This window comes from Mucilaginibacter sp. HD30, from assembly GCF_054061755.1.
In genome coordinates this window covers 4,439,886-4,459,883 of sequence record NZ_JBSSEO010000001.1, presented here as the reverse complement: position 1 = coordinate 4,459,883, position 19,998 = coordinate 4,439,886, and the positions used below count along the sequence as shown (strand labels likewise).

The window sequence follows — 19,998 nt, the reverse complement described above, 5'->3', positions numbered from 1 at the left end:
CTTTATTTATTGTTTGATTGCTAATAGATTTGAGTATGTAATTGGAGATCCAACCTTACCTAAACCACAGTTTATTAATGTTTAGTTATGAAACTGAAAAATGAGATTTGAATTTTATATCAAATCTCATGTCCCAAATCTCATATCTTATTATTTAGAGTACAACTCGACGATCAGGTTTTCCTTGATGTTTTCAGGAATCTCATCGCGGTTTGGATAGTTAAGGAACTTGCCTGTTAAATTAGCAGCATCCCACTCAATCCAGCTATACTTGTTTATTTTACGACCAGCTACCGATGTAGTGATAGCCTCTAAAGATTTTGATTTCTCGCGAACAGAAATTACGTCGCCTGCTTTTACCTGGTAAGAAGCAATGTTGACAACGTTTCCGTTTACGTTAATGTGTTTGTGGCCAACTAACTGGCGTGCACCAGAACGTGTTGGAGCAATACCTAAACGGAATACCACGTTATCTAAACGGGCCTCTAAAAACTTTAACAAGTTTTCGCCGGTAATACCTTCTTTAGCAGAAGCACGGTGAAACAGGTTTTCGAACTGACGCTCTAATACACCATAAGTGTATTTTACCTTTTGTTTCTCCATTAACTGTACTGCGTACTCTGATTGCTTGCCTCTTCTTTTTGAAGCGCCATGCATACCAGGGCCGTAGTTTTTTCTTTCTAACGCTTTATCCGGGCCGAAGATGGGCTCACGGAAACGACGTGCAATTCTTGATTTTGGACCTGTATATCTTGCCATTATTTGTTGCTTTTAAAGTATCAAACGGCCCGCAGCCGCTGAATCTTAGCTTTAAAAAATTGATTAATTAAACTCTTCTTCTTTTTGATGGACGGCAACCGTTGTGCGGAAGTGGCGTAATGTCCTTTATTGTAGTAACCTCAATACCTGTAGTTTGCAGAGTACGGATAGCCGACTCGCGACCAGATCCAGGACCTTTTACAAATACTTCAACTTTACGCAAACCTAAATCATAAGCAGCTTTACCGCAATCGGCAGCAGCTTGACCAGCAGCATAAGGAGTGTTCTTTTTTGAACCCTTGAAGCCCATTTTACCAGCTGATGACCATGATATAGCCTGACCGGTTTTGTTGGTTAAGGTAATGATAATGTTGTTGAAGGTAGCGTTGATGTGTGCTTCGCCAACGGCTTCAACAATCACAATACGCTTTTTGGTTACTTTTTTAGCTTTAGCCATTTTATGTTTTAATTATTGATTTAATGAATTACTGAATTATTGATTCATAATTCGGACCCACCAATCGTTTTAATTTTATTTATTCCTAATGACGACGATCAGAACGAATGTCTGATCACCAATCACTAATCACTATTTAGTAGCTTTCTTTTTGTTAGCAACTGTTTTACGTTTTCCTTTACGGGTACGTGAGTTGTTTTTAGTACGCTGACCACGCAGAGGCAACCCTTTACGATGACGTGTACCACGGTAACAACCAATATCCATTAAGCGTTTGATGTTAAGCTGAACTTCTGAACGAAGCGCTCCCTCCACCTTTATCTCGTCGTTGATGATAGTACGAATAGCTGTAAGCTGATCGTCATTCCAATCCTGCACTTTAGTGTTTAGATCGATACCTGCTTTAGTTAAAATTTCAACAGCAGTTGAACGGCCAATACCGTAAATGTAGGTTAGGCCTATCTCGCCTCTTTTGTTCTTTGGTAAATCAATACCTGAAATCCTTGCCATATTTGTTTTGTTTTTTGTGCAACAACCGAACGGCGGCTACCGTTGTACGACCTGTTGCGCTTTTCTAATTATCCCTGACGTTGTTTGAACTTAGGGTTCTTTTTGTTGATAACGTAAAGTTTGCCGTTACGACGAATGATCTTGCAATCAGCACTACGTTTTTTTATGGATGCTCTAACTTTCATCTCGCTTATTATTTATATCTGTATGTAATACGGCCCTTTGATAAATCGTAAGGACTCATTTCCAACTTTACTTTATCACCAGGTAAAATTTTGATGTAGTGCATCCTCATTTTACCTGATATGTGCGCAATAATCTCATGACCGTTTTCAAGTTCAACTCTGAACATCGCGTTTGATAACGCCTCCCGAATTGTACCATCTTGTTCAATCGAAGATTGTTTTGCCATATTTTACTGATTATTACTAAATTATCCGCCCCAAAAGCGGGACGCAAAATTAATAAAATATTTTTAATTATTTATTTTTTCTTTTAAAACATTATCAACATAATCAAATGACGATAATATGTCGGCTTTACCTTTGCGTATTGCTACCGTGTGCTCAAAATGCGCAGATGGTTTACCATCAATTGTTGATACTGTCCAGCCATCATCCCAAAACTTAACACCGGCTCTGCCCGCGTTTATCATTGGCTCAATGGCAATCACCATTCCCTCCTCCAGTTTCACTCCTGCCCCACGTTTGCCATAATTAGGCACTTCGGGCTTCTCATGCAGTCTGGTTCCAACACCATGGCCAACCAACTCTCTAACCACACCAAAACCATGCTTTTCGGCATGCTCCTGTACAGCATAGGCAATATCGCCAATGCGCATACCCACAACTGCCTTTTCAATTCCTTTGTCAAGGCATTCGCGTGTTACACGCAAAAGCGTTTTAGCTTGCTCGCTTATCTCGCCAATGGCAAAAGTAAAAGCGGAGTCGCCGTAGTACTTATTAAGTATTACACCGCAATCAACAGATACGATATCTCCATCCTTTAACTCGTACTTTCCCGGGAAGCCATGTACCACCTGATCGTTCAGCGAAATACAAAGCGAGTAAGGAAACCCACCGTAGTTTAAAAATGCAGGAACACCGCCATTATCGCGTATATAGGTTTCAGCTAATTTATTCAGATCAATAGTGCGTACACCAGGCCCAATAACTTTGGCTACTTCGCCATGGGTTTTTGCAACCAGCTGTGCGCTCTCTCTTATTAGTTCTATCTCTTCGGCAGACTTATAAATGATCTTTGACATGCTTATTAAATGGCTGTCGGAGTTGTTCCGGCAGCGGCTGGCACAGCCGAACGTCCTTTTATTCTGCCGGTTTTCATCAATCCGTCATAGTGGCGCATTAACAAGTGGCTTTCTATCTGTTGTAAGGTGTCTAAAACAACACCTACAAGAATGATAAGCGAGGTACCACCAAAGAAACGCGCAAACAGGTTGTTTATACCTACCATGTTGGCTATAGCAGGTATAATAGCTATGATAGCTAAAAATACCGAGCCGGGCAGGGTGATCTTTGAAATAACACCGTCAATGAAGCTTTCTGTTGGAAGACCTGGTTTAATACCGGGAATAAATCCGCCATTCTTTTTCATGTCGTCAGACATTTGCTTCGGGTTAACCGTGATAGCAGTATAAAAATAAGTAAATACTATGATCAGTATAGCCAACAAGCCATTGTGTAACCACGATGTATAGTTGGTTAATGCTATCAAAATGCTGTTTGATGCCGCGGTTGGGAAAAACGACGCCACGGTAGCCGGTATAAACATAAGCGCCTGCGCAAATATGATAGGCATAACACCGGCAGCATTCACCTTTAAAGGAATGTACTGACGAACGCCACCATACTGTTTATTGCCAACAATACGTTTTGCATACTGAACCGCTATTTTGCGGGTTCCCTGAACAATAAGTATAGTAAACATTACCACACCTATTAACGCCACCAACTCCACAATAAAGGCAATTAAACCACCTGTACCGGTTGTACGGTTGTCAAACTCAGCTAAAAATGCACTTGGTAACGTAGCAATAATACCCACCATAATAATCAATGAAATACCATTGCCTATACCTTTATCTGTAATTTTCTCGCCTAACCACATTACAAATAATGTACCCGCAGTTAACACCAGGGTATTCATTATGGTAAACATTGGGTTAGCAATCAATATCTCATTAGCCGTTACCTGAGAGTTCAGGTAAGCCACAGCTTGTACAGCCGTAATAACGATAGTAAGATAACGTGTCCACTGGTTGATCTTGTTACGGCCACTTTCGCCCTCCTTTTGCATTTTAGCAAAATAAGGTACTGCTATACCCAACAACTGCATCACAATGGATGCAGAGATATAAGGCATAACACCTAATGCGAAGATAGATATACGCGAAAACGAACCACCCGCAAACATATTTAATAAACCAACCAGGCCTTCAGCCTTGTTGGTATCAGTTTTCGATGCGTCTACACCCGGAAGATGCACGAATGAACCTACACGATATATTAAAAGAAATAAGAGTGTGTTAGTTATACGCACTCTTAGATCCTCAATTTTCCAGATATTGGATAATGTGGTGATGAATTTCTTCATAGAAATTTTATAGCTTAACTATGGTGCCACCAGCAGCCTCAATTGCTTTTTGCGCGGTAGCGGTAAATGCATGTGCGGTAACTTCTACTTTGCCAGTAAGTTCGCCACGGCCTAATATCTTAACCTTGTCGTTCTTTGATGCCAAACCATGATCTTTCAAAGTTGCAAGATCAATTGTCGCGATTGAATATTTTTCAATTAAACCTTGTAAAACATCAAGGTTAACACCAACATACTCTACGCGGTTAGGGTTTTTAAAGCCAACCTTAGGCACACGGCGTTGTAACGGCATCTGGCCACCTTCAAAGCCTATTTTACGGCTTGTACCTGAGCGTGAACCGGCACCTTTATGACCACGTGTTGATGTACCACCACGGCCAGAACCTGTACCACGACCAATTCTTTTTCTATTTTTAGTAGAACCTTCTGCAGGTTTTAAATTATTTAAGTTCATGATATTAAATGTTTTCTACCGCTACAAGGTGGTTAACTTTTCTAACCATACCAATAATAGCCGCAGTAGCTTCAACTTCCACGCTGTGGTTTATTTTCTTCAAGCCCAGTGCCTCCACTGTTCTTTTTTGGCGCTCACTTCTATCGATCACGCTTTTGATCTGAGTTATCTTGATCTTTGCCATGTCTGATTATCCGTTAAATACTTTTCCTAAACTTATACCGCGTTGCTGAGCTACTGTGTTAGCATCGCGCAATTGCGATAATGCTGATACGGTTGCTTTAACCACGTTGTGCGGGTTTGATGAGCCTTTTGATTTTGCCAATACGTTATGTACACCGGCACTCTCTAATACTGCACGCATAGCACCACCTGCAATTACGCCGGTACCGTTAGCAGCTGGTTTTATAAATACAAAACCGCCAGAGAATTTACCTATTTGCTCATGAGGTACAGTACCATTGATGATCGGAACTTTTACCAGGTTCTTTTTAGCATCATCTATACCTTTTGCAATAGCTTCTGTAACCTCTTTAGCTTTACCTAAACCGTAACCTACTACACCTTGCTCATCACCTACCACTACGATAGCAGAGAAGCTGAAAGTACGGCCACCTTTGGTTACCTTGGCTACACGCTGTATGCTAACCAAACGATCTTTTAATTCGATCTCGCTGGTTTTTACTCTTTTTATGTTAATTGTTGACATTTCTTTTCTTCCTACTGATTAAAAGTTTAAACCACCTTCGCGTGCACCTTCGGCCAGTGATTTAACACGACCATGATAAAGGTAACCGTTTCTGTCAAAAACCACATCAACAATACCGGCTGCAATAGCTTTTTGAGCTACCAGCTTGCCTACTGCTACTGATTGGTCTGACTTGGTACCATCAGCAGTAAACTCTTTTGATAAAGATGATGCCGATACAAGTGTTTTACCGTTAACATCGTCAATGATCTGCGCATAAATACCTTTATTGCTTCTGTACACTGACAAACGCGGACGGGCTGAAGAACCTGACAGGCGCTTCCTGATACCCATTTTAATTCTGTCTCTTCTTGATAATTTCGCTTTAGCTGCCATGACGATTATTTTTTAGATGCTGATTTACCTGCTTTTCTTCTTAATACTTCGCCTGCAAACTTGATACCTTTACCTTTGTATGGTTCAGGAGTACGTAACGAGCGTATTTTTGCCGCTACCTGGCCTATCAGTTGCTTATCGTTTGATTCCAGAATGATGGTTGGGTTTTTACCCTTATCAGCAGTGGTTGAAACTTTAATTTCTTTTGGTAACTCAAACACATAGTGGTGAGAGTATCCTAATACAAGGTCTAACGTGTTGCCGGTATTAGTTGCGCGGTAACCCACACCTACCAACTCCTGAACAATTTTGTAACCTGTAGTTACGCCAACAACCATGTTGTTTAACAATGAACGGTATAAACCGTGCAATGCTTTGTGGCGTTTTTGTTCAGTTGGGCGCTGAACTAATAGTTCGGTACCTTCCTGTACAATTTTAATATCGGTGTCAACCGCTTGTTGCAACTCACCGTTGGGGCCTTTTACAGTTACCACATTATCATCAGATACTGTGATTGTAACGCCTGCAGGTATTGCAATTGGTGATTTTCCTACTCTTGACATTGCTTAATTCCTCCTATTAATATACGTAGCATAAAACCTCACCACCAACATTTAACTGTTTAGCTTCTTTATCGGTCATTACACCTTTTGAAGTTGACAGGATGGCGATACCTAAACCATTTAACACACGCGGCATGGTGTCCATACCTGCGTATCTGCGTAAACCCGGGCGGCTTATGCGCTCAATTGAACGGATAGCTGGAATTTTAGTTATTGGATGGTACTTTAAAGCCACTTTAATTGTGCCTTGCGGACCATTATCCTCAAACTTATAGTTTGCAATGTAACCTTTATCAAAAAGAACTTTAGTGATCTCTTTTTTAAGGTTCGATGCAGGAATTTCAACAACCCTGTGGTTGGCTTTAATAGCATTCCTTACTCGTGTAAGATAATCTGCGATTGGATCTGTATTCATTATTTATTGTTTGTGACGATGGTTTCCTTCCCGGCCTTCCGGGCGACCTTTCATCGGTTAATTCTTAAATTCAAAAGTTAAAATTCAAAACTCAAAAAGCCCGTTTTGACTTTTTAATTTTGAATTTTGACTTAGCTTATTACCAAGAAGCTTTTTTAACCCCCGGTATTTTGCCTTCTAAAGCCATCTCGCGGAAAGTAACACGCGAAATGCCGAATTGGCGCATATAACCACGTGGGCGGCCCGTTAATTTGCAACGGTTGTGCAGTTTTACAGCAGATGATGCTTTAGGCAATGCATCTAATGCAACCCAGTCACCAGCTTCTTTTAACGCTGCTCTTTTCTCAGCATATTTAGCTACTAATTTGGCACGTTTTACTTCGCGTGCTTTTACGCCTTCTTTAGCCATTGTTAATTGGAGTTTGATTTTTGAATGGTAAACCAAATTGTTTCAGTAACTCTAATGCTTCAACATCATTAGTTGCCGAGGTTACAAAGGTAATATCCATACCTTGTATTTTGTTAATTTTATCAATGTTGATCTCCGGGAAGATAATTTGCTCGGTAATACCTAAAGTATAATTACCTCTTCCGTCAAAACCTTTATCATTAATACCTTTAAAATCGCGGATACGTGGCAGAGCTACAGAGATCAAACGATCAAGGAACTCATACATGGTATTGTCGCGCAAAGTAACGCGTACACCTACCGGCATGTTTTTACGCAATTTGAAGTTAGAGATATCCTTTTTAGATTTTGATGATACTGCCAACTGACCGGTAATTGTGGTTAACTCGGTAATTGTGTTCTCAATCAACTTCTTATCGGTAGTAGCACCGCCAACACCCTGGTTGATGGCAATTTTCTCCAATTTAGGAACCTGCATTACGCTTTTGTACTGAAATTTATCTTTCAGGTTAGTGCGTATCTCTTCCTTGTATTTTGATTTTAATCTTGGTGTGTAAGCTGACTCGGCCATTACTTAATTTCCTCCCCTGATTTTTTTGCTACTCTAACTAATTTACCGGCATCGTTTTTCTTACGGCCAACACGGGTTGTTGCTCCTGTTTTAGGATCAACCAGTGCCAGGTTAGAAATATGTATAGCAGCTTCCTGCTTTACAATACCGCCATTAGGGTTAGCTGCATTTGGTTTAGTGTGTTTAGATACCATGTTAGCACCTTCAACAATAGCACGATTTTTATCAACTATTATTTCCACGATTTTACCTTGTGATCCTTTTGAATCACCGGCTATTACTTTAACTAAATCACCCTTACGGATCTTCAGTTTAATTGCTCTGTTTTTCTTTTCCATGTTACAATACCTCCGGTGCTAATGAAACGATTTTCATAAATTGTTTCTCACGCAATTCTCTTGCAACAGGGCCGAAGATACGTGTGCCTCTCGGCTCATCCTGGTTGTTCAATAAAACAGCCGCGTTATCGTCAAAACGGATATATGAACCGTCTTTTCTGCGAATCTCTTTTTTGGTTCTAACCACTACGGCTTTTGATACAGTACCTTTTTTAATGTTACCAGATGGCAGTGCGCTTTTTACAGTTACTACAATCTTGTCACCTATTGAGGCATATCTTTTACCGGTACCGCCTAACACACGGATCACTAAAACTTCTTTAGCTCCGCTGTTGTCAGCTACATTTAATCTTGATTCCTGTTGTACCATCTTATTTAGCTCTTTCTAAAATTTGAACTAATCTCCAATTTTTATTCTTGCTCAGCGGACGAGTTTCCATAATCAATACGGTATCACCAACACCACAAGTGTTAGCTTCGTCATGTGCCATAAACTTGGTAGTTTTCTTTACGAACTTACCATAGATCGGGTGCTTCACCTTCCGCTCAACAGCTACAACAATAGATTTCTCCATTTTATTGCTAACTACCAGGCCGGTACGTGTTTTTCTTAAATTTCTTTCCATTTTTCTCGACGCGTAAAAAATTAATTTTGTTCAGAAGCTTTCGCCGCTTTACGCTTGGTTAATTCAGTATTTAAGCGAGCGATCTCCTTGCGTACTTTTGTAATACGGCTTGGATTTTCTATGGCCGAAACCGCGTGTGCAAATTTAAGCTTAGTAAGGTTTGCCCTCTCCTCGCCTAATTTTGCAACCAACTCTTCAGTTGCGAGCTCTAAAATTTCTGAGTTCTTCATTTCTTTTGTTAGTTTTTTGAGTTGTTAGTTCTAAGCTTCCTTTATCCAAACTGATAACTGCAAACTCAAAACTGCTAACTATTTGTTTATGCTTCTACGTAGTCTTTTCTAACTACGAATCTTGTCTGTACCGGCAACTTCTGGGCTGCAAGGCGTAAAGCCTCTTTAGCAACTTCCAGAGGTACGCCTTCTGCTTCAAAAATGATCCTACCGGGGCGCACTACCGCTACCCAATATTCCGGCGCACCTTTACCTTTACCCATACGTACCTCTGCAGGTTTTTTGGTTACAGGCTTATCAGGGAAAATCCTGATCCAAACCTGGCCTTCACGTTTCATGAAACGTGTTACAGCAATACGTGCAGATTCTATCTGGCGGCTGGTTATCCAGGCTGCTTCCAGTGATTTCACACCGAAAGATCCGAATGAAAGTTCAGTGCCACGGGTGGCTAAACCTTTCATCCTGCCTTTTTGCATCTTTCTGAACTTCGTTCTTTTTGGCTGTAGCATTTCTCTTTTAGATTTGAGATATGAGATTTAAGATTTGAGAACTACCTCTTTGCAAAAACCTTTACCTTAATTCAACTTTCTTTTATAAAATCAGACTTTTAAAACAAGACCAAGATTCTCAAATCTCACGTCTCATATCTAACGCCCAAATTAATTATCTCTTGCCTGGACCGCCGGGACGACTACCGCCACCACCACGATTTGGGCCACCCGGACGGTTATTACCACCGCCGCGGTTGTTTGGGTTACTGCCCGGAGCACCACCGCCGCTTCTGCCACGATCGCCACCACCTGCACCACCTCTGCGGTCACCACCGCCTCTTCTGTCACCTCTGTCGCCGCCGCGCTCATTGCTGAAACCTGCTGCGCCTTCAGGGCGTCCACCTTTACCGCTTGCGCTGCTTGTGCCACCAATATTTGGAGACAAGTCGCGTTTGCCGTAAACCTCACCTTTGCAAATCCATACTTTAACACCTATTTTTCCATAAGTAGTTAAAGCTTCGGCTAATGCGTAATCAATATCAGCGCGGAAGGTATGTAACGGAATCCTTCCTTCTTTATATTGTTCACTACGCGCCATTTCCGCACCGCCTAAACGGCCTGATGTCATGATCTTGATACCCTCTGCACCCATTCTCATGGTTGAAGCGATAGTAGTTTTCATTGCTCTACGGAAAGAGATACGCGCTTCCAGCTGTTTGGCCACGCCTTCTGCAACTAATTGTGCATCCAGCTCAGGGCGTTTTATCTCGAAAATGTTGATCTGAACTTCCTTTTTAGTAAGTTTTTTCAACTCTTCTTTTATCTTGTCAACTTCGGCACCACCTTTACCTATAACAATACCCGGACGAGCAGTGTGTATAGTTACAGTAATGCGTTTTAATGTGCGCTCAATAACAACTTTGGCTACACCGCCTTTGTTGATACGGGCTGATAAGTATTTGCGGATCTTTTCGTCCTCAACTAATTTATCGGAGTAGTTGTTGCCACCGAACCAGTTAGAATCCCAACCTCTGATGATTCCTAATCTGTTACCTATTGGATGTGCTTTTTGTCCCATTTCCTAATTAGTTGTTTTCATTTTTACTATCAACAATAAGCGTTACGTGGTTTGAACGCTTGCGTATACGGTATCCGCGGCCTTGTGGTGCAGGGCGTAATCTCTTAGCCATACGGCCACCACCTACTGAAACCTCTTTTACAAACAAACCGCTGTCTTCAACACGTTTACCTTCGTTTTTTGCTTCCCAGTTTTTAATGGCTGATAACAAAAGTTTCTCTACACGAATAGCAGCTTCTTTGTTAGTAAATTTTAATATATATAACGCTTTCTCAACGTTAACACCTCGTATCAGGTCAACCACCAAACGCATTTTGCGCGGTGAAGTTGGACAGTTCTGTAGTTTTGCAACAGAAGCGCCACCTACTTCGGCTTTAGCAGCTTCTTTTTGTTGCCTGATTAATACAGACTTTTTAATTTTTGTTGTTGCTTCCATTGCCTGTTATTTTTTCTTTTCTGCGTGACCGCGGAATGTACGGGTTGGTGCAAATTCTCCCAACTTGTGACCAACCATGTTTTCTGTTACGTACACAGGGATAAATTTATTACCGTTGTGTACTGCGAATGTATGACCAACGAAATCCGGAGAAATCATGGAACGACGAGACCATGTCTTTACTACTGATTTTTTATTTGATTCATTCAAGGTCAGAACTTTTCTGTCCAGGTTATGATCAATATACGGTCCTTTTTTAATTGAACGTGCCATTATTATTTCTTCCTTCTTTCAATGATATAACGATCAGACCCTTTTTTCTTGTCGCGGGTTTTGTAGCCTTTAGCTAATAAACCTTTGCGCGAGCGTGGATGACCACCTGAGGCTCTACCCTCACCACCACCCATAGGGTGATCTACCGGGTTCATGGCTACACCACGAACTCTTGGGCGACGACCTAACCAGCGTTTACGACCAGCTTTACCTAATACCTCATTTTGTCTCTCGCCATTTGAAACTGTACCGATAGTAGCCAAACAAGTAGCTAAGATCATACGTGTCTCGCCTGAAGGCAATTTGATAACTGCGTATTTGCCATCACGTGCAGCAAGCTGCGCGTAAGTACCGGCTGAACGTGCTATTGTACCACCCTGACCCGGATTCAATTCAATATTGTGAATGATTGAACCCAAAGGGATGCTTTTTAAAGGTAAAGTGTTACCAACTTCAGGTGCAACGTTCTCGCCAGATACAACAGTTTGTCCAACTGTTAAACCTTCCGGAGCTATCATGTATCTTTTCTCGCCATCAACAAAGTGTAGCAAAGCTATACGTGCTGAACGGTTTGGATCATATTCAATTGTAGCAACAGTTGCGGGGATGTCAAACTTATTACGTTTAAAATCAATCAATCTGTATAATTGCTTGTGGCCACCACCAAGGTAGCGCATGGTCATTTTACCACTGTGGTTACGACCACCAGACCTGGTGTTTACTGATACTACTAATGACTTTTCTGGTACATTTGTAGTAATGTCAGAGTTATCGGCACCTACTCTGAAGCGGGTACCCGGCGTAACCGGTTTAAATCTTTTTACTGCCATCTCCTTATTTATATATTGCTATAAAAATCTATTGTTTCACCGTCTTTAACCGTAACAACAGCTTTTTTCACTGTGGCAGCACGACCAGATACCGGGCCGGCTTTAGTGTTGCGTGTTTTTAGTTTTCCAACGTACCTCATGGTATTTACAGCTGTAATGTTAACGCCATACATGGCTTCTATAGCTGATTTGATCTGAATCTTGTTAGCTTTTGGATGTACCAGGAAAGCGTAACGGTTAAGCTTATCAGTTAACTGAGTAACTTTTTCAGTAAGTAAGGGTTTTCTTAAAATTTCCATATTACTTAGCTAATGCTTCCTCCAAAAGTTTAACAGCACCTGTGGTTAACAAAAGCTTGCCTGCGTTTAACACATCATAAGTGTTTAACTGGTCGGCAGTAATTACTTTTGCTTTTTTCAAGTTTCTGCTTGATAAATACACATTGTTATTTGCAGCAGGCAATACCAATAATGTTCTAACATCAGTAGCCTGCAGATCTGCAACCAGTTTGATGTAGCTTTTAGTTTTAACAGCGTCAAAATTAAAATCTTCTAAAACTATAATGTTGCTATCTTTTGCTTTGTATGATAAGGCAGAGTAACGAGCCAGCGTTTTAAGTTTTTTATTCAACTTAAAGCTGTAATCGCGCGGCTGCGGACCGAATACACGGCCACCACCATTAAACAATGGAGATTTTACGCTACCGGCACGTGCACCGCCTGTACCTTTTTGTTTATATAATTTACGGGTTGAACCTGCTATCTCATTACGCTGTTTAGCTTTGTGAGTACCTTGACGTTGGTTAGCTAAAAATTGCTTAACGTCCAGATAGATTGCATGATCATTAGGTTCTATACCGAAAATAGCTTCAGGAAGCTGCACCTTGGCACCTGTTTCTTGACCTGATACATTTAATACTTTAACTTCCATCTTATTTATCCACTATTACTATTGAACCTTTAGCCCCAGGGATAGAACCTTTAACTACGATAAGATTTTGATCAGCGTAAACTTTCAAAACTTCTAAGTTTTGCATCTTTACACGCTCATTACCCATTTGACCCGCCATACGCATTCCCTTGAATACGCGAGATGGCCATGATGAAGCACCCAATGAACCCGGAGCACGTAACCTGTTGTGCTGACCGTGAGTTTGCATACCTACACCGCCAAAACCATGACGTTTTACCACACCCTGAAAACCTTTACCTTTGGAGGTACCAACCACATCAACAAAATCTCCTTCGGCGAAAATCTCAACGGTAACAGTGTCACCTAATGATTTTCCGTCCTCAAAAGACTTAAATTCAACTAATTTACGTTTTGGGGTTGTTCCGGCTTTTTGGAAGTGTCCTTTTAAAGGACCTGTAGTGTTTTTCTCTTTTTTCTCACCGTAGGCTAACTGTACGGCAGAATACCCGTCTGTATCAACAGACTTGATTTGTGTTACCACGCAAGGGCCAGCTTCGATAACGGTACAAGGGATGTTTTTCCCTGTGCCATCGAATATGCTGGTCATACCTACTTTTTTACCAATTATTCCTGACATTTTAATATTTTTTGTTGCCCATCGAAGCAGTAGGGCTTCGTTCAAGGCATGTTATCCCCGTTAAGGGACGGCAAAGATAGGTATTTTACATTAAATGTCAAATACTTAGTGAGTTATTTTTTTATAAATATTTAATAGCGTTTTGCACGTTCATTTAACAACAAAAAAACGGTTTAACATGGTGTTTTGGTTTTTAAACAGTAGTAACAGTAGTACCCCCCGGCCTTTAATTGTAGCAAGTTTGCAGCAGCGTAGCACCTGTTGCTGCTACGCTACACTTTATCCCAATTATTTTTACCTTTATAGCACTGATGATTTTTTCTCACGATCCTAACGCTGAAGACGCTTATAAGAGACCATCCTTCCCGGTATCAGACAAAATGAGACGCCTTGTTTGGATGGTTAGCTGGTTTTTACTGTGCCGATTTACCCCCGCACCTATGCACAGGTGGCGCAGCTTTATATTGCGCATATTTGGCGCCCGGATAGGTGCCGGTAATTATATCTATCCCAATTGCATTATTTGGGCACCATGGCTGTTAGAAACCGAAGACGTTGTAACTATAGGCGGCGGTGTTGAAATTTACAATCCGGGCGGAGTTAAACTGGGCCATCATACTATACTCTCTCAAGGTGCCTTTTTATGTGGCGCCACGCATAACTATCAATCAATTGACTTTACGTATATAAAAAAGCCGATAGTGACAGAACAATATGTTTGGATATGTGCCCGGGCTGTGGTATTGCCCGGAGTGCTTTGCCACGAGGGAAGCGTTTTAGGCGCGGCATCTGTAACCGGTAAGGACATGAATGCCTGGACAGTTTATGCGGGTAATCCGGCTGTTGCGGTTAAAAAACGTAATAATGTAACATCAGTTAACATGCAGGAATAAAATGACCGAAGATGCTTCATTACTTAAATATGATCTGTGTATAATTGGAAGCGGCCCGGCCGGAATAATCACCGCCCTTGAATATTGTAGGTCAAATCCCGAAAAACAGGTTTTATTGCTCGAGTATGGGTTTAACAATCAGGGGCCTAAAAACCACCTGGACGATTCAATTGTTATCACCAATCCCGTTAATCACCATCATCCATATGAATGTACCAATAAAGGGCTTGGCGGCACCTCGGCAACCTGGGGTGGCCGTTGTGTAATGTACGACGAGGTTGACTTTGCTAAACGCGAAGCAATTGGCGAAAACTGCACATGGGATAAGGCCCTGTTTGAGGAAGTAAGCAAATACATAGGTAAAAGCGCCGACTATTTTGAATGTGGTAATGCGGAGTTTGATATTAGCGCAGTAGATGTTGGCGTAAAAAAAAGAATTGCCGAAGGGTTTGTTGAAGGCGATATAACAGATAGTGTTATTGAAAGATGGAGTATGCCTACCCGTTTCGGCGCTCGCTATGCCGACGATATCAAAGCGATAACTAACCTTACTTACATTGAGGGTAAAGAAGCTTATACATTCGCTGAGCCCAATGAAGACGGACATGTATCTACATTACTCATAAGAGATGTTAGATCCGGAAAAACTGATACCATAGCTGCCAATGTATTTGTATTGGCAGCAGGCGCAATGGAAACCACACGCATTTTACTGCGTAACCTGCAGCTTTTTAAGCTTTTAAGCGGAGTACCCAACGCCTTGGGCAAGTATTATCAAAATCACGTTTCAGGAAAAATGGCCTCTATCAAATTTTACGGCGATCCTGAAAAAACCGATTACGGGTTTCATAGAGACGCTGATGGTTCATACGTGCGCCGGCGATTTCAGTTCAGTTCTGATTATTTAATAAAAAACAATTTGTTGAACACAGCGCTATGGCTTGATAATCCCTTGTATTATAACCCCAAGCACGGTAGTGGGCCTATGTCTTTTATGTACATGGCCATGATAACCCCAGTGCTTGGCAAGAAACTGGCTCCGCCCGCCATTGCGCATTCGGTAACAAATGGCAAGGTTTTCGGGGTGGGAAAACACCTGTTGAATATTTTAAAAGGACTGCCGGGTTCAATACTAACACCGGCCTCAATATTTTACAGACGTTACTGTTTGAAGCGCAAACTGCCAGGCATTTTTTTATACAATCCCGAAAATCGTTATGCTTTGCATTTTCATGCAGAACAAATCCCGATAGAAACCAACCGCCTGGAACTTTCTGAGGACGGAGAGCAGCTCATTGTCCATTATGAGCTAACTGAGATTGATGTTACATCTGTTATCGCACTACATGATGAGTTGGATAAATGGTTAAGAAAATGCAATTGCGGCGAATTAGAATATTGGTATCCAAAAGAAGAAAGGGAGACAATGATCAGGCAAATATCACAGGATGGCGTTCATCAGTTAGGCACAACCCGAATAGCAGACTTTCCGGATAAAGGCGTTGTTGACCGTGATACTAAACTGTGGGGCACAAGTAACGTTTACGTTTGCAGCAGTTCTGTTTTTCCAACATCCGGGCAAGCCAATCCAACCTTCTTTTTAGGAGCATTTGCAGTAAGGCTTGCCAATCATTTAAGCAAATTAGGATGAGAAAGGTTGAATTAGCAAAAGGTGTCCATTCATCAGTATTAGGATTTGGATGCGCACCTATTATGGGCTCGGTTGATGCTACTACGGGCAAGCGGGCGCTCCATTGCGCGTTTGATTTAGGCGTTAATCACCTTGACTTGGCTCGTTCATACGGATATGGCGAGGCAGAGAAGTTTGTAGGCAAGCTAATTAAAGGTAACAGACATAATTTAGTGCTGGCCAGCAAATTTGGTATTATGGCTAACTGGAAGGCGAGTTTAATAGCGCCTGTTAAACCCTTGGTGCGGTACGCTATGGGCAAGATCAAAAAAAATAAACCTGTTGCAAATAATGTAAATATCCAAGCCAGCGGCATATCTATTGCCAATAGTTTTATGGAGCGGGTACCTTTACGTGGAGATGTAATGAAAAAAAGCCTTGAACAAAGTTTAAAAGCGCTTAAAACCGACTACCTGGATTGTTTTTTCATTCATGAACCCGAAGAAACCTTGCTAAATATTGACGAATTGATCAACATGGCCGACATGCTGAAGCAACAGGGAAAGATTAGAGCCTTGGGCCTGGCATGCACAAGGGCGCAAATGCCATCGCATGCCGCTTATCTACATAAATTCAACTTATTGCAATTTGATAACTCGCCGGGTGCGCCGGGTTATGATAAGGCTGTGGCAGATCGCGGATTGAGTTCAAATGTCATCTTTTCGCCAATGCGTGGCGGCTCAGGTGACGTAAAACCTGCTGATAAGCTTAAACTTTTGTACAAGGACTTTCCTAATAGTGTCGTTATATGCTCTATGTTTAACCCAGATCACATCGCTGCAAATGCCAAAGCAGCGGATTACTAATTAGATAACCGTGCTTAATCTTTTTTAGATTATTTTACTTTTACAGGGATGAATTTTTATACACGTAAATGGGTAAAACCCGAGGATCTTAATGCGCATAACACACTTTTTGGGGGCCGCTTAATGGCCTGGATAGACGAGGAAGCAGCCATTTATACAACTATACAACTGGGCACAAACGCGGTTGTAACAAAGTTTATCTCGGAAATAAATTTTGTAAACTCTGCAAAGCAGGGCGATATTGTTGAGTTAGGGATAAAAGCCATCCGTTTTGGGCGTACATCCTTAACGCTTACCTGCGAGGTGCGTAACAAGATCTCGCAAAAAACTATCCTCACTATTGATAAGATTGTTTTTGTAGCTGTTGATGCTGAAGGTAAACCCATTCCGCATGGCCGTACTGAGATAGTTTATACCGATGAGCGGTTGAGAGAAGATTAAAAATAGCCTATGCCGGGGATGTTATTTTTTAAAGGCTTAGACAATAACATTAGAAAAAATACAAAGCAGCTAATAGCAAATGATACAACTACCCAAATTAGCGTCTCTCCGTTTCTTTGCTCAAATGGTTCATATACCGGCTTAAACACAACAGGGAAAACATTGTCGGGTTTATCACCTATTGTTTCTGCAAAATTTTCTCTCACTCTACCATGCGCTATTTTATCCAGGTAGACAAAGTTGCTTAAATGCATCAACTCAAGGTTATTTTCACAATTCTTGTAAAACACTTTTAAATAGCCCTCTTTTTCCTGGAGTGACAGTTTCTTGCTGATTGTTTGTTGGTAGCTTAATGCTAACCAAGCACCGGGTTTATAGGACCGGTTATCTTCATCGGTCACCAGCAAAGTATCTGCTCCTTTGTACGGATGAGTTTCTAAAACAATGATCCCCGGCTTTGTTGGATCGCCATATTTAAAAATTGCGGCTCTGTCTTTTATAAAAGTAGTTTTTATGATAGATTTAGGATTGATACGCCGAAGTGCCTCCTTCTCTGCTTGTTTACCGTTTATAATCAGTGCGGCATTATTGCTTGTTAACCCTGATGCCGGATCAGAAATTAAATAGCTGTAGAATTTTATAAAATGGTTTTTATCATATAGCGGTACCGCTATATAAATATTTATCTCGTACTTAGAATTGTGTTTGCCTGTAACCGCAGTTTCCGATCTAAAGCGTGCCAACTTTTTATCGGCATAAAAATTTTTTACTGTGTAATACTTTGTTGGTGGTAGCTTATTAAGTTGACTAATGTTGGTTAGCCTGGTAAGTTTACCAGTTGCCGTTACAAGGTACTCCTGCGCTATAACATTCGTCACTACCATTCCGATCCAGGCAAGTATTATGAAGCCACCAATAGGGTTCTTGCCAGCAGCATTCTTCTTAAACTCTAAAAGTTTTATCCTGGGGCGCAACCATACCAAAACCGGTATACCCGGAAGCACCATTGGCACAATGAAATTTAGCGTTTCTTGATAAACCCAAAAAACAGGGGTTCTGATAAACAAAACCGAATGCAAAAAAGTATAAATGCCTATAGTTGCAATACAAATAAGTACGTATGGGATGAAGATCAGTCGGAATTTGGTTCCTATTTGTTCCATGATGGGCTAAGTAATACTTAGATGCGCTTCGCGATGCTTTGTTACTCCATCATTAGCCTGCGTATCAACTCAGCGCTTTGCTTTTTGCCTTCTTCGAGCCTGTCGTTAAAAAAGGTTTGTACCTGATTAAAATGTTTTTTGTAGCCTTCCATATCGCCGTAGCCTATAATTGAAGACCATTCACGCACGGCAGAATGGAACTCCAAATCATCACCGCGAATGGTTTTATCATACAGGGCTGCCTGGATAGACTCCTCTAACAATTCATCATTTTTGAATAAATACTCGGCAATACCCAGGCGTAATCTAAAGGGCGGGGTTTGGCCAATGAGGTTATCATAAGGATTTACACCCAAGTGATACCAGGCATCAACCATACTTAAAATGCTTAAATGCGAGTTAGGCTTTTGCTTTTCGTGATTTTGCGATAGTGAAAATTCCTTCATCACCTTATCACTCAACATTATTGGTTTACGGCTTTCGTGAAAAACAAAATCGCGCGCGCGGTACAACCGTTCCCGGAAAGCCTGCTCTTCCTCCTGTATCATCAGCTTAAATAACTCTGATTCAGAAACCGCGTATTGCCTCACTTGCTGCCGCGCATAAGGATTCATTATAGCCAAACCCGCGTAAACGTGAGCTTTGTAGCTAAAAATGCGCAGCGTGGTTAAGATCTTAACATTGTCAATACCACCTATATACGATGCGTTTTCCCACGGAAAAAAGCCGGCCGACATCCATGCTGTGCCCATACTTTCAAAACCAACATGGGTAACGGCTTGTGTGTCAGCCACTATTTTGTCGTGCTCATGGTAATCAGCTAACTCCACTATCTTCGAACCTATAGCGTTAAACAGATCAAGCATTTGTTGCCGCGCCGCCTCATTAGATCTGTGTGGTATCAATATCAACGTTTGGCCTTTAGGATCAAACGCGGGACCATGCATGCCATGGAACGTAATGATCTGAGCTTCTTTAGGAAGATACTTTTCAAATGCAGCTATCTCGGGCGTTTTTACGGAAGTTTGGCCCGCTACAATAGCGCCGGGTTTGGTATAAGCGGCAAACTCTGCTACCACGGCGTCAAGCTTTTCTGCTTCTACGGAGTAGATCACCAGGTCGCTGGCTTCTGCAACCTCTTTACCTCCGTTTAGCACGGCTATGTGGTGTGCGGCAAGTTCTTGCTCCAGCCTGAAACGATTGGCAGGCAGATCGCAGCCCGAAACCGTATACCCCGCTTTTGCAAAAGCTTTGGCGTATAAACGCCCCATATCACCCAAACCAATAATGCCTATCTGCATAACAAAAATAAAGGCCTA

The 19,998-nt window shown here is 41.5% G+C and carries 33 protein-coding genes; 4 read left to right on the top strand and 29 right to left on the bottom strand.

Annotated elements, in window-relative coordinates:
• Positions 1-150 precede the first annotated feature (150 nt).
• The 27 genes from rpsD to rplC form a co-directional block, all read right to left on the bottom strand.
• Positions 151-759, bottom strand: a complete 609-nt coding sequence (rpsD, locus tag ACVW2L_RS20985; protein WP_457129901.1) for a 30S ribosomal protein S4 — start codon at positions 757-759, stop codon at positions 151-153.
• A 67-nt stretch (positions 760-826) separates the two neighbouring features.
• Complete coding sequence (rpsK, locus tag ACVW2L_RS20980; protein WP_457129900.1) at positions 827-1,216, bottom strand: 30S ribosomal protein S11; 390 nt, start codon at positions 1,214-1,216, stop codon at positions 827-829.
• Positions 1,217-1,348: 132 nt separating this feature from the next.
• Positions 1,349-1,726 (bottom strand): 30S ribosomal protein S13, encoded by a 378-nt coding sequence (rpsM, locus tag ACVW2L_RS20975; protein WP_457129899.1) that lies wholly within the window; start codon positions 1,724-1,726, stop codon positions 1,349-1,351.
• 68 nt (positions 1,727-1,794) lie between these two features.
• Positions 1,795-1,911, bottom strand: coding sequence for a type B 50S ribosomal protein L36 (ykgO, locus tag ACVW2L_RS20970; RefSeq protein ID WP_022833269.1), 117 nt, complete (start codon positions 1,909-1,911; stop codon positions 1,795-1,797).
• Between the two features lie 8 nt (positions 1,912-1,919).
• Complete coding sequence (gene infA / locus ACVW2L_RS20965; RefSeq protein WP_294794535.1) at positions 1,920-2,138, bottom strand: translation initiation factor IF-1; 219 nt, start codon at positions 2,136-2,138, stop codon at positions 1,920-1,922.
• A 63-nt stretch (positions 2,139-2,201) separates the two neighbouring features.
• The gene (gene map, locus ACVW2L_RS20960) at positions 2,202-2,993 is read right to left on the bottom strand and encodes a type I methionyl aminopeptidase (RefSeq protein WP_457129898.1); all 792 of its coding nucleotides are present in this window, start codon (positions 2,991-2,993) and stop codon (positions 2,202-2,204) included.
• Positions 2,994-2,998: 5 nt separating this feature from the next.
• Positions 2,999-4,339 (bottom strand): preprotein translocase subunit SecY, encoded by a 1,341-nt coding sequence (secY, locus tag ACVW2L_RS20955; protein WP_457129897.1) that lies wholly within the window; start codon positions 4,337-4,339, stop codon positions 2,999-3,001.
• Positions 4,340-4,346: 7 nt separating this feature from the next.
• Entirely contained in the window at positions 4,347-4,793 is a 447-nt protein-coding gene (rplO, locus tag ACVW2L_RS20950; protein ID WP_457129896.1) for a 50S ribosomal protein L15, read from the bottom strand.
• A gap of 4 nt (positions 4,794-4,797) precedes the next feature.
• Entirely contained in the window at positions 4,798-4,977 is a 180-nt protein-coding gene (gene rpmD, locus ACVW2L_RS20945; protein WP_294794539.1) for a 50S ribosomal protein L30, read from the bottom strand.
• Positions 4,978-4,983: 6 nt separating this feature from the next.
• The gene (gene rpsE, locus ACVW2L_RS20940) at positions 4,984-5,502 is read right to left on the bottom strand and encodes a 30S ribosomal protein S5 (RefSeq protein WP_377102082.1); all 519 of its coding nucleotides are present in this window, start codon (positions 5,500-5,502) and stop codon (positions 4,984-4,986) included.
• An 18-nt stretch (positions 5,503-5,520) separates the two neighbouring features.
• Entirely contained in the window at positions 5,521-5,877 is a 357-nt protein-coding gene (rplR, locus tag ACVW2L_RS20935; protein WP_294794542.1) for a 50S ribosomal protein L18, read from the bottom strand.
• A 5-nt stretch (positions 5,878-5,882) separates the two neighbouring features.
• Positions 5,883-6,440 carry a 50S ribosomal protein L6 gene (rplF, locus tag ACVW2L_RS20930; RefSeq protein WP_457129895.1) on the bottom strand — a complete coding sequence of 186 codons (558 nt, stop codon included), beginning with the start codon at positions 6,438-6,440 and terminating at the stop codon, positions 5,883-5,885.
• 16 nt (positions 6,441-6,456) lie between these two features.
• On the bottom strand, positions 6,457-6,855 hold the full coding sequence (gene rpsH / locus ACVW2L_RS20925; protein ID WP_100342668.1) for a 30S ribosomal protein S8: 399 nt from the start codon (positions 6,853-6,855) through the stop codon (positions 6,457-6,459).
• A 139-nt stretch (positions 6,856-6,994) separates the two neighbouring features.
• Entirely contained in the window at positions 6,995-7,264 is a 270-nt protein-coding gene (gene rpsN, locus ACVW2L_RS20920) for a 30S ribosomal protein S14 (RefSeq protein WP_294794544.1), read from the bottom strand.
• Positions 7,257-7,835 (bottom strand): 50S ribosomal protein L5, encoded by a 579-nt coding sequence (gene rplE / locus ACVW2L_RS20915; RefSeq protein ID WP_457129894.1) that lies wholly within the window; start codon positions 7,833-7,835, stop codon positions 7,257-7,259. The genes rpsN and rplE overlap by 8 nt, the downstream gene beginning before the upstream one ends.
• Positions 7,835-8,173, bottom strand: coding sequence for a 50S ribosomal protein L24 (gene rplX, locus ACVW2L_RS20910; protein ID WP_457129893.1), 339 nt, complete (start codon positions 8,171-8,173; stop codon positions 7,835-7,837). Before rplX ends, rplE begins: the two co-directional genes overlap by 1 nt.
• Before the next feature lies 1 nt (position 8,174).
• Positions 8,175-8,543, bottom strand: coding sequence for a 50S ribosomal protein L14 (rplN, locus tag ACVW2L_RS20905; RefSeq protein ID WP_066006038.1), 369 nt, complete (start codon positions 8,541-8,543; stop codon positions 8,175-8,177).
• A gap of 1 nt (position 8,544) precedes the next feature.
• Positions 8,545-8,799, bottom strand: coding sequence for a 30S ribosomal protein S17 (rpsQ, locus tag ACVW2L_RS20900; RefSeq protein WP_129876199.1), 255 nt, complete (start codon positions 8,797-8,799; stop codon positions 8,545-8,547).
• A 20-nt stretch (positions 8,800-8,819) separates the two neighbouring features.
• Complete coding sequence (gene rpmC / locus ACVW2L_RS20895) at positions 8,820-9,029, bottom strand: 50S ribosomal protein L29 (RefSeq protein ID WP_294794548.1); 210 nt, start codon at positions 9,027-9,029, stop codon at positions 8,820-8,822.
• A gap of 86 nt (positions 9,030-9,115) precedes the next feature.
• On the bottom strand, positions 9,116-9,538 hold the full coding sequence (gene rplP / locus ACVW2L_RS20890; RefSeq protein WP_457129892.1) for a 50S ribosomal protein L16: 423 nt from the start codon (positions 9,536-9,538) through the stop codon (positions 9,116-9,118).
• A 154-nt stretch (positions 9,539-9,692) separates the two neighbouring features.
• Positions 9,693-10,598, bottom strand: a complete 906-nt coding sequence (rpsC, locus tag ACVW2L_RS20885) for a 30S ribosomal protein S3 (protein ID WP_457129891.1) — start codon at positions 10,596-10,598, stop codon at positions 9,693-9,695.
• Positions 10,599-10,605: 7 nt separating this feature from the next.
• Positions 10,606-11,034 (bottom strand): 50S ribosomal protein L22, encoded by a 429-nt coding sequence (gene rplV, locus ACVW2L_RS20880; protein ID WP_294794552.1) that lies wholly within the window; start codon positions 11,032-11,034, stop codon positions 10,606-10,608.
• Positions 11,035-11,040: 6 nt separating this feature from the next.
• Positions 11,041-11,307: a 30S ribosomal protein S19 gene (rpsS, locus tag ACVW2L_RS20875; protein ID WP_100342678.1), complete on the bottom strand. Its 267-nt coding sequence runs from the start codon at positions 11,305-11,307 to the stop codon at positions 11,041-11,043.
• 2 nt (positions 11,308-11,309) lie between these two features.
• A complete protein-coding gene (gene rplB, locus ACVW2L_RS20870) occupies positions 11,310-12,137 on the bottom strand; it encodes a 50S ribosomal protein L2 (RefSeq protein WP_457129890.1) in 828 nt (275 codons plus the stop codon).
• 8 nt (positions 12,138-12,145) lie between these two features.
• Entirely contained in the window at positions 12,146-12,436 is a 291-nt protein-coding gene (gene rplW / locus ACVW2L_RS20865) for a 50S ribosomal protein L23 (RefSeq protein WP_457129889.1), read from the bottom strand.
• Position 12,437: 1 nt separating this feature from the next.
• Positions 12,438-13,067, bottom strand: coding sequence for a 50S ribosomal protein L4 (gene rplD / locus ACVW2L_RS20860; protein ID WP_457129888.1), 630 nt, complete (start codon positions 13,065-13,067; stop codon positions 12,438-12,440).
• A 1-nt stretch (position 13,068) separates the two neighbouring features.
• A complete protein-coding gene (rplC, locus tag ACVW2L_RS20855; RefSeq protein WP_457130218.1) occupies positions 13,069-13,686 on the bottom strand; it encodes a 50S ribosomal protein L3 in 618 nt (205 codons plus the stop codon).
• A 311-nt stretch (positions 13,687-13,997) separates the two neighbouring features.
• Between rplC and ACVW2L_RS20850 the strand changes: the two genes are divergently transcribed.
• The 4 genes from ACVW2L_RS20850 to ACVW2L_RS20835 are packed head-to-tail and all read left to right on the top strand — an operon-like array spanning position 13,998 to position 17,516.
• Positions 13,998-14,579: a putative colanic acid biosynthesis acetyltransferase gene (locus ACVW2L_RS20850; RefSeq protein WP_457129887.1), complete on the top strand. Its 582-nt coding sequence runs from the start codon at positions 13,998-14,000 to the stop codon at positions 14,577-14,579.
• A 1-nt stretch (position 14,580) separates the two neighbouring features.
• Positions 14,581-16,230, top strand: a complete 1,650-nt coding sequence (locus ACVW2L_RS20845) for a GMC family oxidoreductase (protein WP_457129886.1) — start codon at positions 14,581-14,583, stop codon at positions 16,228-16,230.
• On the top strand, positions 16,227-17,075 hold the full coding sequence (locus ACVW2L_RS20840) for an aldo/keto reductase (protein ID WP_457129885.1): 849 nt from the start codon (positions 16,227-16,229) through the stop codon (positions 17,073-17,075). The genes ACVW2L_RS20845 and ACVW2L_RS20840 overlap by 4 nt, the downstream gene beginning before the upstream one ends.
• A gap of 48 nt (positions 17,076-17,123) precedes the next feature.
• On the top strand, positions 17,124-17,516 hold the full coding sequence (locus ACVW2L_RS20835) for an acyl-CoA thioesterase (RefSeq protein ID WP_457129884.1): 393 nt from the start codon (positions 17,124-17,126) through the stop codon (positions 17,514-17,516).
• On the opposite strand, the gene ACVW2L_RS20830 is transcribed toward ACVW2L_RS20835, so the two are convergent.
• Both ACVW2L_RS20830 and ACVW2L_RS20825 read right to left on the bottom strand, forming a co-directional pair.
• Positions 17,513-18,679 (bottom strand): hypothetical protein, encoded by a 1,167-nt coding sequence (locus ACVW2L_RS20830; RefSeq protein WP_457129883.1) that lies wholly within the window; start codon positions 18,677-18,679, stop codon positions 17,513-17,515. The genes ACVW2L_RS20835 and ACVW2L_RS20830 overlap by 4 nt on opposite strands.
• A 41-nt stretch (positions 18,680-18,720) precedes the next feature.
• Positions 18,721-19,980 (bottom strand): prephenate dehydrogenase/arogenate dehydrogenase family protein, encoded by a 1,260-nt coding sequence (locus tag ACVW2L_RS20825; protein WP_457129882.1) that lies wholly within the window; start codon positions 19,978-19,980, stop codon positions 18,721-18,723.
• Between the last annotated feature and the right edge of the window lie 18 nt (positions 19,981-19,998).